This is a genomic window from Citrobacter sp. Cc139 (assembly GCF_030334645.1).
Taxonomy (GTDB): domain Bacteria; phylum Pseudomonadota; class Gammaproteobacteria; order Enterobacterales; family Enterobacteriaceae; genus Citrobacter; species Citrobacter werkmanii.
Genome location: NZ_JAOWDM010000082.1, coordinates 497011 through 510908, shown reverse-complemented (window position 1 = coordinate 510908; position 13898 = coordinate 497011). Strand labels below are relative to the sequence as shown.

Genomic DNA, 13898 nt, shown 5'->3' with positions numbered 1-13898 from the left:
GAAATTGATGGAAGTTCTGGATCATCTGAATGCAAAGGAAGGAAAGGGGGCGCTTTATTTCGCCGGACAGGGGATCCAGCGACAATGGGCGATGAAGAGAGAGATGCTCTCGCCACGATACACAACACGCTATGCTGATCTATTAAGGGTTAAATAATAAGGTCAAATAATCGACCTTATTATGAAGTTACTAAAGACGGCTTAGGATTTCATTTAATTTATGGTTAAGGCTTTTTAATGCTCCGAATTTAAGACTTGGCCTGTGTGACGATAAAAATATACTCGTTAACATTTCCAGCTTCATTAGGTGAAATTTTTCTCCAGATAAGAAATCTTTAATGTTATTAAAGTTGTACAAATTTTGTAAATAAGACTCAAAAGATTCAATGTCTATTGGCTTCCATGTGGTCAATATGTGTTTTGCGAGAAAAGAGGTGCCAATAATTTCCAACGGCTTATATTTTGAGTTATGATCAATGTTATCTATATGGTCACTAACGTTAACATGATACCATCCATCTTTTTCAATAATGTTACGCAACGTATTAATTTTTTCATTTGTATCATATAGTTCATATTTCTTGATGAACAAGCTAATGTATGGGTTACCATAAAGCGAAGAAGTTCCATAACGACGTAGATTGTCAATCCCTCCCTTTTCATCTATAAATATAGATATATCATCAATGCTAAATTCATTTGCTTTTTGTTCAATAAAACTATGAGTGATGGAAGGTGATACTGCAAGATATTCATTTTTAGTTAGGAATAGGTAGTTGTTTACAACCAATAGCCATGTGGTAACTGTGACAGTTTTATTTCTGGTTATGACGTCTAGTAAGTATTGTTGTAGTGAGGTTTCGTCAATATCGAATATATGGGGGCGATCTGCGGTTGCTATGTAGTCAATAGTTATTTTCTTAGGTTCTGAAAATATATAATGTTGTACGGTCATTACAGATTCAAGTCCCATGCTATACTCACGTACGACGTTGGGTACTGCATATTTACGATATGAATCCCATAAGTTTTTCTCAGCGTAAGTCGCATCATCATCGATAGTGAATAAATAATTTTCTGGTTTTTTCTCTTTTAACTCATCAATGCTCTTTTTAAATTGGAATTGTAGTATGATACTTGAAGTAATACATTCGATAATATCTTCAGAGCGAACAGTCCATATTTTATCTGGGTTTGAATTTATGTATTTGAAAAGTGGTTCGATTTTGTTAATACATCTGTTTATTATTCTAAGATTAAAAAGCTCTTGGCGTTCAATTATCTTAAGGAATATTTTTTTATCATCATCAGGGAAAGAAATTAGATTTGGCGTGATTATTTCTGATAAGTCTTGATGATTTAACTCAAATGAAATAGTATCTGAGATTATTTTTTCTTTATGTTTTATTTCAAAATTTGCTTCCTTCGTGGTGTTTCCTACAACTATAAAATCTAATGATCGATTTTCTCTTTGAAAATATAAAGAGTGACAATAATTCAATATATTGGATGTTAGTTCGTTGTCGTTCATACGTTCAATATCATCAAGAATAAACAATCCTGATAAACTGGATAATACCTTTCCTTTTACACTTGTGCCTATAGAACTAAAAAATGATCTTAAAACCCCTGACTCATCGGCTTTCCCCCTGAGTAAACTGACGCCATCAGCTAAGGAATTAAAATCATTTGCAAGGTTTTCAGCGCCTTCAAGATAGTAACATTCAATTATTTTTGACTTGAAATCAGCAAGGGATGTTATTCCCAATAATGAAATGTAAAAAATAGGTTGATCGGAATAATAAGATTTTAGCCTGTTATGAATGAAGTATGTTTTACCAGAACCCCAACGCCCGTCAATAAACAATAAACCTTCTCGTTCTTTATTGATTAGTGGAACTAACTTTGTAATAAATGATGAAATAGAATTTCCCATAATGTTACTTACTCCATGTTTTTAAGATTAAATGTTGAAAGGCATTCTAAGGAAGAATTGTATGATATTAAACTAAATTAAAGAAATGATTAGAGTTGGATCATCGTTTTTAGGATTTCCAACTGCGCGTGACACTGGGTGCCAGATAAACTTGTCAGCGGGCACTGTTCCGTCAGCAGCTATCTCTTCGGCTTCCTTCCCTCCTACATCTTGACGCATCCACTCCCTGGCCGCTTCCGGTAACAAAACCAGTGGCCTACGGTCGTGAATTTCTACCAGGCCTTTGTCGGCCGCAGCTGTCACTATCAGGAAACCTTCGGCTTCATCTCCACGTTCGAATGGTGTGCTGCCGATCGCCGCCATAAAAATCGGCTGACCGTCTGCCCGGTGAATAAAATAGGGTTGTTTCTTGTCACCTTCCTTTTTCCACTCAAACCATCCATCAGAAAAGCAAATTGCGCGACCATGCTGCCAGAGTGGTTTAAACATTCTGCTGGTGGCCGCAGTTTCAGACCGTGCGTTAATGAGCGGCGGTTTATCCCACCAACCGGGAGCGTATCCCCAGATAACTGGATCAAGATGCAGCTGATCATCACGTTCGCTAAGAAGCAGAACTTTTGTTCCTGGCGCTACGTTAAATCTTCCGATGGGTTCTGGATCGAATGGAATGTCTCGTTCTGATTCATTAGCGAGCAGGACAAGATAATCTTCACGCGTCATTGATTGAACGAAACGTCCACACATACACACCTCCAGTCTCTAGACTGAAAGAGTAGGTGCTCAAGGAATATCTTATAAAATATGTTCTGCAAAACAATTTAAATCTATCGGCGAATCATAAGCTTACAACACCTTCAAAATGTTGATTTAGAGATGGCAAAAAATCAATAAAATGCTTTTAATTCATAATGATAGTGTAAAATCAGATGTATATCGGTCTGGTACATGGATATCGACACCACCGCAAGTTATAAAATGGGTGGCGTCCAGCAGCGAGACAGCGTACGTCTCGATCCGTGGGTGTTTATGTTCTCTGCGGGTTATCGTTTTTAAGCTCTTCTGCAAAGCCCTTCGGCAAAACTGGTCATTTGATGACCAGTTTTGCCAACTCTTCAGCATTAACGAACATCATTCCAATGGTATTTTTTACCCGTTGTGTCCATGATGAAAATCTCCTTTTGGTAGTTTATTAACCAGGATTTCATTGACTTTTTCGCGTTGCCCTGACGATGGATGCCAAGCCACAATTCTGCAAGAGAGTTAAGATCATCGGCAGACCACGGCGTATTATAATCTCCAGTGAACTTTGTTTTCTCATCGACTAAATGGCTGTACCAAATATACATCGGGATTTGTAATGCCTCTTTAGGCGGTCTAACACCACCATGAGAATAAACCACCGAGCGAGCGGGATCACGGATCAGCGCATGATCGGAAAAATACATTACTGATGAGCGAGTGTTTTCCAGCGCATTGAATATAGTACCCATCAGTTCATCAGTATAGCGAATTGAGTTATCATAACAATCGTCAGCTTTACTCTGGCCAAATAAGACAGTATGACTTTCTGGAAAACGTTGACAGGAAGGTTCATGACTGCCATATAAATGCAGGACAATAAGTTTCTTACCTGGCTTCTGCAATGCCTTATGTAATAACGGCAACAACGCCTCATCATAGCCATATTCTATCCATTCATGCTGATGTGCATTCATGGCAATCCCGGTAATTATATTGTTATGCGCCCCTCCATTTCCCTGGCGACTGTACCAGTATGTATCATAGCCAGCCTGGTTGGTGATATTAATAATATTATCGCTGTAATTGCGCGGGTGACGGGCTTGCACTGAGTCAGCAGTAAGTGCCAGGGGGACGGCCATGATTGTTACCGGTGCAGGCGCAATCGCGTTATGAAACAGTAAAAGTTGCTGCTTTTGTTTGATAAGTTCAGGGGTGGTATCCCTTGTGTATCCATATATTCCCATATTTAACGCACGCGCAGATTCCCCGACGATCAGTATATAGTTTTCGATCCCTGTATCAGTTACTGTTATCTTATAATTGGGAATGTTTGTACCGATATCAGAAATTATGGCGTTATCTTGCATAGCCTGCATGAACTCTTTTCCGGTACTTACTGGAGTAGAGCGGATGACTCGTTGCACCAGACTTTCAACATTACTTTTCCTTATCTGGTGGAGATAAGCTTGCGAAAACAAAAAGAAAATTATCAAGCCCAAAATAACTATTGGGTAGTGACGAAATCGATAGGGTACAGGTCTCGCGCCAGTGTTTATAGAGTAAATAAAAAACATTACAAGTGTAAAGAACGTAACACAGTCGCGCCAATATAATCTCAGCATCGCTATTGCTTCACTGGGAGTTGTATTTAAAACACTTAACGCAAATCCATAACTAAATTCTGAGTTGTAATTATTCCAGGCATGCAATTGAAGAGTGATATCAGCTGCGACGGGTATTAAAATTAAAGCAGCCAGAATATTTCTGAAAAAGACATACTGTAGGCATCGTAATGAAAGCATGATCATGAAAAACACAAGTGTCCGATTAATCACAGTGTTATATTTTGCAGTTAATATATTAACACTGGCAATAATTAACACAGAAATAATTAGCGGAATAATTTTAAGTGGGCGTAAACCACTTCTGACCATTTGAAGGTTAAATTGGATAGACATGATTTTTAATTTATGGACCCAGATATCCTGACAAACAAAATATGTTTTAAACATAAGAATTTTCTTCTTATGTGCTTTTATTGTTTACTTATGCAATTATTGAGGGTGAATAAGTTACATGTAGCAACCTCACAGACCTGTCTCAGGTGTGATCGCCGTTATGTCGTTTTATTCAATGCTATTTAGTCGTTATCCTGTGGTTTGATCCCTTTGGCTTTCTGAATATTTTTAAAAGGTGAATTTGAGTTAAGTGCAAATAGTCTTGGTGCATCCTGCATTTATAAACAACTAATTTACACGTTAATAACATGACCTAAGTGAAATTATCAAGACCTTGCAAAAATAACGCTATTACTCTGATACTATAATGATTTTAGTCTTGATGAGCCAATGCAATATTCACATTTAATATGATATTTACGTAAATCATTACTAAAACTTTATGATATTGATGCGTTCAGCGTTTCGCTGCTCATCTCTTAAACATTGCAAACAACGGCAACATCTCAGATCGGATGTGGGATGGGCAGAGCTATTCGCTACCTATGAATATGTTCTGTAAAAATACGAGGATACCGTGCCCGGTTTCAGCCATAACTGTGAAGGCTGTGATTAAGATTAGCCCCCCTGAATCGTCAGTGGTGTATTTCTCTTCTTCGATGTAATGCTACTCTTTAAGCAAACTGGCTTTGAGGGTATTGACGATGCTAACCCGCCATCAACTCCAACAAAAAATCACGTTTCTGGAACCGTTCACCGGCGATGATACGGCCGAATTTGCCGTAAGCGTGGCTCGTGAGCTGCTGAATTACATGGATAAAATGGAGATTCTGGAGAAACTTATGGCCACTCCGGTTAAACTGCCTTATTGCAGCGCCAGCCCGGTTTGTGAGATTGAAGCGGGGTACGCCGCTGGTGTGAACGACTGCCGTGAGGCTATCCGTCGGGCAGGGTATCCCATTGAAGGCGATGCTTAGTTTGCATTTATGTTAACAAATATGTGCTTTTGTTGTATAAATCGGTAACTTCAGCGCGCGCAACGGCGAGCTTTTACTCATCAGCGAAGGGGCGGTAAATATTCTCAATCAACGTACAGCGCAGTTATGCAACAACATAAACGGGTAACCGGTTTGGCAATATGTTAACTAGCAGGGTGGACTCGTGAAGATTGTGCAGGATAAGCTCAGAAACAAGCAGGCATTGCTGGTATCAGGGCTCATTACGTTGATATTTACTTCGTTATTTCTGTTTATTATCTATGAGCAGCGGATAGCGGCAGCCAGTGAAGGTGTTAATCGCCTGCAAGCGCGCATGATGGACATTTTTAACGATAACGAGCTGATCGCCGACGCGATTGGCGAGCGCTATCACCATATCAAAACGGGCGAGCAATGTGGCGATATTTCACAATTTGTTCCCCGCAATGATGATGAATGGGGCATTAACGCCGACCCAAAGCGGCTGCATTCGGCGACGGGGACAATTATTGCCCAGAGAACCAGTCATAATGCGTTGTGTATGTATACGGCGGCGGAGTTTATTCGCGGGATGGTCAATGAGCTAAACCCGGGGAGCTTCGATGCGCATCGTTACATTATCGCCAAAAACTCAGATTATTTTTACTGGTTTATGGCTTCCGATTCGCGCCATTTCAGCTTCTCCAATTCTGAAATGGCGCGGGATATCACCAACTTTTTCTATCCACCTGACGATTTCTATACCCGACTGTTGCAAAAAAACGTCAAAAACAAAGCCCTTAGTTCAACGAACTTCTATACCGATAAAATTACCGGTGAAAAAGCTTACAGCGTGGTGAGCTATATCTACGATCTGTCGGGTAAAGAGATATCAGACCAAATCGTGGCCTATCTGGTCTATGACCATTCAAAGCCGGAACTGCAGGAAGCGTTGGCTCAAGCTTTTGACTACCACCTTCCACCTGAGCTGAATGTGGAGTTGGTGAATTTGACCAACAATGAGAGCCTTTGTTTATCCGGTAGATGTACAGGCCAGTCCCGCTATATGGTGCGCAATTTTTCGGAGAAATATGCGCTGCACTATTCGCTGTCATTAGGCCGTTTTATGGTGCGTGATTCGCATGCCGGAATTGTGATCCTGCTGGCGCCGTTCTTCTTCGTCATCATCAGTTTCTCACTAAAATCCTGGCTGAATGAAAGCGACCTCAAGGTTTATATCGACACGCTGACCGGTTGTTTTAACCGCCGAATTCTCGACATCATCAAGCGTCGTGATTTATCGCACTGCTCGGTTGTGTTACTGGATTGCAATAAGTTCAAGGCTGTCAATGATACCTGGGGCCATGCGGCAGGTGACCGGGCGCTGCAAATTATTGCTAACAGAATGCTGTCTAACACCCGAACCAGCCACGATATTGTGATTCGTACCGGCGGGGATGAGTTTATGATCCTGCTGTTTCGCTCGCAGGCAAGTGACGCTATCGCCATTGCTCAGCGTATTAGCGGGCAGGTGACCAGCCATGTGTTTGTGGTGGACGGTCATACCGTGCCATTGTCAGTGTCGTGGGGGATTGCGGAAGTGAACGGCGAGCTGGATGTGGCAATTCAGAATGCGGATAACGCCATGTACAAAATGAAGAACACCAAAGAAGGGTAAAACCGCCAGAAGTCTCTGGCGGTTGATTTAGCTTAGTAAGGCGTGGCCGCTTTCATTGCGCTGACAAAGGCTTTCAGCTCAGCCAGCATCTGCTCAGGTGCGGCAACATTCTTCTCAATGATTTTCACAATCGCTGAGCCGGAAATTGCCCCGGCAGCACCGGCTTCAATCGCGCCGGTGACCTGGTCTGGCGCAGAGATACCAAATCCCTGTAATGACGGAGGAGCACCGTATTCTTTCAGTTTTTCCACCAGATGATGGAGCGGTAACGCCGCACGATTTTCAGCACCGGTCACGCCAGCACGTGAAAGCAGATAGGTATAGCCGCGACCGTAAGAGGCAATCTGGCGGAGCAGTTCTTCATCAGCGTTAGGGGGGCAGATGAAAATAGGTGCAATGTTGTGGCGGAGTGCCGCAGTTCTGAATGGTCCAGACTCCTCAACAGGCACATCTGCCACCAAAACAGAATCGACACCGACTTTCTCGCACTGAGCGTAGAATTCGTCAATACCCTTGCTGAACACCAGGTTGGCATACATCAGCAGACCAACTGGAATGGTGGGGTGTTTCTGGCGAATCAATGCCAGCATCTCAAAGCATTGTGACGGTGTCACGCCTGCGGCAAATGCCCGCAGTGTGGCTTCCTGTATGGTCGGACCGTCCGCCAGCGGATCGGAGAACGGAATGCCGAGTTCAAGCGCATCAGCGCCGGCTTCGATCAGCGTATCAATGATTTTCAGTGACTGTTCAACTGACGGATCGCCCAGGGTTACGAAGGGGACAAAAGCACCTTCTTTGCGGTCCTTCAACTGTGCAAAAAGATTTTCGTAACGTTCCATCAGATTTCCCCTCGCGCTTTCAGAATATCGTGTACGGTGAAAATGTCTTTGTCGCCGCGACCGGAGAGATTTACCACCAGTAATTGCTCTTTTTCCGGATTTTCACGCATCATTTTCAGGGCGTGTGCCAGGGCATGGGAGGACTCCAGCGCCGGGATAATCCCCTCATGTAAACACAGCGTTTTGAAGGCTTCCAGCGCTTCATCGTCGGTGATTGAAACATAATCGGCGCGACCGATGCTGTTCAGGTATGCATGCTGCGGCCCGACAGACGGGAAATCCAGACCTGCGGAAATAGAGTAAGACTCTTCAATCTGTCCTTCTTCGGTCTGCATCATCGGGGATTTCATGCCAAAGTAAATCCCGACACGACCGTGTTTTAACGGTGCGCCGTGTTCACCGGATTCGATCCCGTGACCGCCTGGCTCTACGCCAATCAGACCGACGCTGGTTTCATTAATAAAATCGGCAAACATACCAATGGCGTTAGAACCACCGCCCACGCAGGCGATAACAGCGTCCGGCAAACGACCTTCTTTTTCCAGGATCTGCGCTTTTGTTTCTTCGCCGATCATGCGCTGGAATTCACGTACAATGGTCGGGAAGGGATGCGGTCCTGCCGCCGTCCCGAGCATATAGTGCGCGGTATCGTAGCTGCCAGACCAGTCGCGCAGGGCTTCGTTACAGGCATCCTTCAGCGTTGCAGAACCGCTATGAACAGGAATGACTTCTGCCCCCATCAGACGCATACGGAAAACGTTAGGCGACTGACGCTCAACGTCTTTCGCACCCATATATATACGGCACTTCAGACCCAGCAGCGCACTGGCTAGCGCCGATGCGACGCCGTGTTGACCTGCACCGGTTTCGGCGATGATTTCCGTTTTCCCCATACGCTTCGCCAGTAACGCCTGACCCAACACCTGGTTAGTTTTGTGCGCGCCGCCGTGCAGTAAATCTTCACGCTTAAGATACAGCGTAGTGTTGGTCCCGTGAGTAATGTTCTGGCATTTGGTCAGCGCGGTTGGACGACCAGCATAGTTTTTCAGCAGATCGGTAAACTGCGCCTGAAACTCAGGATCTTTTTGCGCGCTGACGAAAGCTTCTTCCAGTTGACGCAGAGCAGGCATCAGAATTTGTGGCACATACATACCGCCAAATTCACCAAAGTACGGATTGAGTAATGTTGTCATGTCCTTTTCCTTAATATGCGCGCAGCGTCTGAAAGACCGAAGCCAGAAGTCGTGCATCTTTGATGCCCGGCTGTGACTCTACGCCAGAATTAAAATCGAGCCCGGCACAGCCGGTTTTTGCCGCGTTGACACAGTTATCAGCGCCAAGTCCGCCAGCCAGTAAAACGTTTTCCAGCGATTGCCCGCCTAAAAGCGACCAGTCGAAGCGTTGACCGCTACCACCCTGGCCGTTGTCGAACACGTATTTATCGACATGCTGATAATCCCGGGCCGGCAACGTTTCGCCAACACTCAGCGCTTTCCAGATTTGCACCTGTTTGGGCAGCGCATCGCGCAGAGCGTCAACATAGGTCTGATCTTCGCTCCCATGCAGTTGCACCGCAGTCAGTCCCAGGGCCAACGCTTTGTCGCGCACCTCGGTAATCTCGGTGTTGCGGAACACGCCGACATACTGTAATGGCGCGCCGCTCATCACTTCCCGCGCCTGCTCAACGCTAACTACGCGCGGAGATGAGGGCACAAAAATCAACCCGCCATATATTGCGCCCGCTTCATATGCCGCGTTTGCATCCTGAGCCCGGGTCAAACCGCAGACTTTGTTCTCGCCAAGCAGAACCCGACGCACAGCGGCGTGCAGGTCATCATGCGACATCAGCGCGGAGCCAATCAGAAAACCGTTGGCGAAGTGGCTGAGTTCGCGTACCTGGCCGTAGGTATTAATACCGGACTCGCTGATGACGGTTACGCCATGGCCCAGACGTGGCGCCAGTTGGCGGGTGCGATTCAGATCAATCGACAGGTCACGTAAATCGCGGTTGTTAATACCGACGACTTTCGCGCCAAGCGCAATCGCGCGTTCCAGTTCTTCTTCGTTGCTGACCTCGGTCAGAACACCCATTTTCAGGCTATGGGCCACGGCGGCGAGTTGACGATATTGCTCATCGTCCAGTACTGACAGCATCAGCAGGCAGGCGTCCGCCTGGTAGAAACGCGCCAGGTATATCTGGTAAGGATCGATAATAAAGTCCTTACACAGGATGGGTTGCGACGCGATACGGCTGACGATGGGCAGGAAATCAAAGCTGCCCTGGAAATATTTTTCATCGGTCAGTACGGAAATCGCTGAAGCATAATGTTTATACACGTCCGCAATCTGTGCCGGGTCGAAGTCATCACGGATCACACCTTTCGATGGCGAGGCTTTTTTGCACTCCAGAATAAAGGCGGTACGTGCGCCTTGCAGCGCATCGTAGAAATCACGAGCGCTGGGTTGTACATCATTCTGAAAGCTGGCCAGCGGTTGTTGCTGTTTACGGGCTTCTACCCAAATCGCCTTGTCAGCGACAATTTTCGCTAAAACGGTTTGCATCATTTACCCTCTTGCTGCCAGCGCAGTAACACGGTCGTAGGCCGCGCCGCTACGCAGCACATTAATCACGGTTTGCGCATTAGTTTTTAAATTTTCTTCACCGTGCAGGCGCATTAACATGGCGACATTCGCGGCAACGGCTGCTTCGTGAGCGGCTTCACCTTTACCTTGTAACAAGCGACTAAGAATGTCACGGTTTTCTTCCGGCGTACCGCCCGCCAGCTGTTCCTGATGGTACGGCATCAGGCCAAAGTCTTCCGCCGTCAGTTGATAACTCTTGATTTCGCCATCATGCAGCTCTGCCACAATAGTCGGCGCATGCAGCGAAACTTCATCCATGCCGCCGCTGTGTACGACCGCGGCACGTTGATACCCCAATACGCGCAGCGTTTCGGCAATCGGCAGCACCAGTTCCGGGCTGTAAACGCCGATCAGCGCCAGCGGCGGATGCGCCGGGTTAATCAACGGACCGAGCACGTTAAACAGCGTGCGGGTTTTTAACTGTTGTCGTACCGGCATGGCGTGGCGAAAACCGGTGTGGTATTTCGGTGCAAACAGGAAGCACACACCGAGATCGTCAAGCGCCTGACGGGATTTATCGGCGTTCATGTCCAGATTAATGCCAAATGCCGCCAACAGATCCGAAGAGCCCGATTTACTGGAGACGCTGCGGTTGCCGTGTTTGGCCACTTTCAGTCCACAGGCCGCCGCAACAAAGGCGCTGGCCGTGGAGATATTGATACTGTTGCTACCGTCGCCGCCGGTACCGACAATATCGGCAAACAGATAATCAGGACGCGGGAACGGGGCGGCGTTTTCCAGCAGCGCGGTTGCCGCGCCGGCAATTTCATGCGGGTGTTCGCCACGAATTTTCATGCTCACCAGGGCCGCAGCGAGCTGTTCCGGCTTCAGTTCACCGCGTACTACGGCCGAGAACAGTTGGTGGCTTTCCTGTTGGGACAGCGTCTGAGCCTGATACAGTTTCTCCAGAATAGGTTGCAGCGTATTGGTCTGTTCGAGTTTCTGTTGCGCCCATGCCAGCGTTTGCTCCAGCAGAAGTGCGCCCTGGGTGGTGAGGATCGATTCCGGATGGAACTGGAAGCCACACACGCGGTCGGTATCGTGACGGACCGCCATCACCATGCCGTTAAAGTGGGCGTTGATGGTCAAACCGGCTGGAACGTTGCTGCCAACAAGCGAGTGGTAACGCGCTACCGGCAATGGATTTGCCAGACCGCTGAACATTGCCTGACCGTCATGTTCAATACTGGATGCTTTACCGTGCAGGATCTCTCCGGCCTGACCGACATAGCCGCCGTAGGCTTCAACAATCGCCTGATGCCCCAGACAAATACCAATAATCGGCAGCTTACCGCGCAGGCGGGTTAACAGCTCCGGCATGCAGCCCGCTTCGCTTGGCGCACCGGGTCCCGGAGAGAGCATCAGCACCGGGTTTTTCATGGTTGCTAAGCGGTCAATTAACGTCTGGGCCGGAATATGGTTGCGGTAAATCACCACGTTGTGACCATTAGTACGCAGCTGATCCGCCAGGTTATAGGTAAATGAGTCGATGTTATCGAGCAGCAGAATGTCAGCCATTAGAAGGGCTCCTGTGCGTGGTGCGCGGTGGCGATAGCACGTAAAACCGCACGCGCTTTATTACGGGTTTCATCGGCTTCAGACTGCGGTACAGAATCCAGAACAATCCCGGCACCGGCTTGTACGGTGGCAATACCGTCTTCCACGAGTGCGGAACGAATCACAATACAGGTATCCAGATCGCCATGGGCGGTAAAGTAGCCTACCGCGCCGCCATAGCTACCACGGCGACGACCTTCGGCCTCGGCGATAAGCTGCATGGCGCGAACTTTCGGCGCGCCGCTTAGCGTGCCCATATTCATACAGGCGCGGTACGCATGCAGCACATCCAGATCGCTACGCAGTTCGCCGACCACGCGGGAAACCAGGTGCATCACGAAGGAGTAGCGATCCACTTTGGTCAGGTCTGCAACGTAGCGGCTGCCCGGCGTACAGATGCGCGCCAGGTCGTTACGCGCAAGGTCAACCAGCATCAGGTGCTCGGAAAGCTCTTTATGATCGGTACGCATCTCCAGCTCGATACGGCTGTCGAGATCGCGGTCCAGCGAGCCATCCGCACGGCGACCGCGCGGACGCGTCCCGGCAATCGGGTAGATCTCAATCTGCCGGCTGGTGGCATCATATTTCAGCGAGCTTTCCGGGGAGGCGCCGAACAGCGTGAAATCGTTGTCCTGCATGAAAAACATATACGGGCTGGGATTACTTTTCTTCAGCACATAGTAGGCCGCCAGCGGTGACGGGCAGGGCAATGAGAATCGGCGGGACGGAACCACCTGGAAAATCTCGCCTGCGCGAATGGCTTTTTGCATCCCGCGCACCACAGCGCCAAATTCTTCATCGCTCTGGTTACATTCGCAGCGCATCTGCGGGATTTCTGTCACGGGCAGTGGCGGAGCTGGCTCGGTAAGCTGCTGACTCAGTTGCGCCAGACGAGCGTTCAGACGCTGTTTTTCGCCATCGCTGGGGGTAAATACGCTGGCCTGAATGCGGGTACTTTTCTTTTGGTGATCGATGACCATCAGCGTTTCAGCCAGATAGAAGCAGTAGTCCGGGCAACGGTTACCTGCTTCAAGCTGAGGTAAATCTTCAAAACCGGCGACCAGGTCATAGGAAAACAGACCGCCGAAGAACATCGCTTCACGTTCTTGCGCAGGGACGTTGACCAGTTCCTGCAATAAACGGAAAGCATCAAATACGGAAAGGGAACATAAGCGGGCGTCTTCATCCAGCAACGGGCTTACGTTGGGAAATTTCAAATGGCGTATGTTCGGCTGTTGTTCGTTTTCAACGCCAGCAGGCAGCGCTGCATCCAGCAGGGGCAGCAGCGATGCGCCGTTCGCGGAGAGCGCCTTAATAGTGACGGTGTCACCCAGGGCGGTGATGCGTAACGCGCTGTCGACCAGCAACAGGCTCTTCAGATCATCTTTGCTGTTGATATCTGCAGATTCAAGCAGCAGTGTCGCTGGACGAGCGCCACATACCTGATGAAACAGCGCCGTCGGATTCTCACGGTAGGCGGCATCGCAGGTAAGCAGTTCGAGTGTCGGTTTTGGTGTTTGCATCGTTGTTCTCATTAATTTTGTTCAAAAAAAAGCCCGCTCAGTTGGCGGGCCGGGTATCTGGTTGCAT

11 protein-coding genes, 1 pseudogene and 1 other annotated feature (1 of these 13 running past the window's edge) are annotated in these 13898 nt (G+C 47.5%); of the genes and pseudogenes, 4 read left to right on the top strand and 8 right to left on the bottom strand.

Features of this window, described 5'->3' with window-relative positions:
• Positions 1–157, top strand: a 157-nt coding sequence (locus OGV69_RS14665) for a DUF4113 domain-containing protein (protein ID WP_286469318.1), incomplete at its 5' end; no start/stop codon positions are given.
• 33 nt (positions 158–190) lie between these two features.
• Here the strand turns inward: OGV69_RS14665 and OGV69_RS14660 are convergent.
• Both OGV69_RS14660 and OGV69_RS14655 read right to left on the bottom strand, forming a co-directional pair.
• The gene (locus tag OGV69_RS14660; protein ID WP_069324970.1) at positions 191–1936 is read right to left on the bottom strand and encodes a P-loop NTPase fold protein; all 1746 of its coding nucleotides are present in this window, start codon (positions 1934–1936) and stop codon (positions 191–193) included.
• Positions 1937–2008: 72 nt separating this feature from the next.
• Complete coding sequence (locus OGV69_RS14655) at positions 2009–2680, bottom strand: SOS response-associated peptidase (protein WP_069324971.1); 672 nt, start codon at positions 2678–2680, stop codon at positions 2009–2011.
• Positions 2681–2866: 186 nt separating this feature from the next.
• Between OGV69_RS14655 and OGV69_RS14650 the strand changes: the two are divergent.
• A pseudogene (locus OGV69_RS14650) lies at positions 2867–2989 on the top strand (OmpW family outer membrane protein); the annotation flags it as partial.
• 65 nt (positions 2990–3054) lie between these two features.
• Here the strand turns inward: OGV69_RS14650 and OGV69_RS14645 are convergent.
• Entirely contained in the window at positions 3055–4689 is a 1635-nt protein-coding gene (locus OGV69_RS14645; protein ID WP_309243507.1) for a phosphoethanolamine transferase, read from the bottom strand.
• Positions 4690–5339: 650 nt separating this feature from the next.
• Between OGV69_RS14645 and OGV69_RS14640 the strand changes: the two genes are divergently transcribed.
• Positions 5340–5612: a hypothetical protein gene (locus OGV69_RS14640; RefSeq protein WP_038640988.1), complete on the top strand. Its 273-nt coding sequence runs from the start codon at positions 5340–5342 to the stop codon at positions 5610–5612.
• Between the two features lie 184 nt (positions 5613–5796).
• Positions 5797–7269, top strand: a complete 1473-nt coding sequence (locus OGV69_RS14635; protein WP_069324972.1) for a GGDEF domain-containing protein — start codon at positions 5797–5799, stop codon at positions 7267–7269.
• Positions 7270–7301: 32 nt separating this feature from the next.
• Here the strand turns inward: OGV69_RS14635 and trpA are convergent, their stop codons facing one another.
• The 5 genes from trpA to OGV69_RS14610 are packed head-to-tail and all read right to left on the bottom strand — an operon-like array spanning position 7302 to position 13831.
• Entirely contained in the window at positions 7302–8108 is an 807-nt protein-coding gene (gene trpA / locus OGV69_RS14630; RefSeq protein WP_069324973.1) for a tryptophan synthase subunit alpha, read from the bottom strand.
• A complete protein-coding gene (gene trpB, locus OGV69_RS14625; protein ID WP_038640982.1) occupies positions 8108–9301 on the bottom strand; it encodes a tryptophan synthase subunit beta in 1194 nt (397 codons plus the stop codon). Before trpB ends, trpA begins: the two co-directional genes overlap by 1 nt.
• Positions 9302–9311: 10 nt before the next feature.
• The gene (trpCF, locus tag OGV69_RS14620) at positions 9312–10670 is read right to left on the bottom strand and encodes a bifunctional indole-3-glycerol-phosphate synthase TrpC/phosphoribosylanthranilate isomerase TrpF (protein WP_069325012.1); all 1359 of its coding nucleotides are present in this window, start codon (positions 10668–10670) and stop codon (positions 9312–9314) included.
• 3 nt (positions 10671–10673) lie between these two features.
• Positions 10674–12269, bottom strand: a complete 1596-nt coding sequence (gene trpD, locus OGV69_RS14615) for a bifunctional anthranilate synthase glutamate amidotransferase component TrpG/anthranilate phosphoribosyltransferase TrpD (protein ID WP_069324974.1) — start codon at positions 12267–12269, stop codon at positions 10674–10676.
• A complete protein-coding gene (locus OGV69_RS14610; RefSeq protein ID WP_069324975.1) occupies positions 12269–13831 on the bottom strand; it encodes an anthranilate synthase component 1 in 1563 nt (520 codons plus the stop codon). Before OGV69_RS14610 ends, trpD begins: the two co-directional genes overlap by 1 nt.
• 23 nt (positions 13832–13854) lie before the next feature.
• Positions 13855–13898: a sequence feature (Trp leader region), on the bottom strand (it continues 51 nt past the right edge of the window).

What these genes read in the sequence shown, in the direction of transcription:
- OGV69_RS14645 (WP_309243507.1), bottom strand. Translation starts at nt 4,689, where the DNA reads ATGTTTAAAACATATTTTGTTTGTCAGGATATCTGGGTCCATAAATTA.
- OGV69_RS14660 (WP_069324970.1), bottom strand. Translation starts at nt 1,936, where the DNA reads ATGGGAAATTCTATTTCATCATTTATTACAAAGTTAGTTCCACTAATC.
- trpD (WP_069324974.1), bottom strand. Translation starts at nt 12,269, where the DNA reads ATGGCTGACATTCTGCTGCTCGATAACATCGACTCATTTACCTATAAC.
- trpCF (WP_069325012.1), bottom strand. Translation starts at nt 10,670, where the DNA reads ATGCAAACCGTTTTAGCGAAAATTGTCGCTGACAAGGCGATTTGGGTA.
- OGV69_RS14610 (WP_069324975.1), bottom strand. Translation starts at nt 13,831, where the DNA reads ATGCAAACACCAAAACCGACACTCGAACTGCTTACCTGCGATGCCGCC.
- trpB (WP_038640982.1), bottom strand. Translation starts at nt 9,301, where the DNA reads ATGACAACATTACTCAATCCGTACTTTGGTGAATTTGGCGGTATGTAT.
- trpA (WP_069324973.1), bottom strand. Translation starts at nt 8,108, where the DNA reads ATGGAACGTTACGAAAATCTTTTTGCACAGTTGAAGGACCGCAAAGAA.
- OGV69_RS14655 (WP_069324971.1), bottom strand. Translation starts at nt 2,680, where the DNA reads ATGTGTGGACGTTTCGTTCAATCAATGACGCGTGAAGATTATCTTGTC.
- OGV69_RS14640 (WP_038640988.1), top strand. Translation starts at nt 5,340, where the DNA reads ATGCTAACCCGCCATCAACTCCAACAAAAAATCACGTTTCTGGAACCG.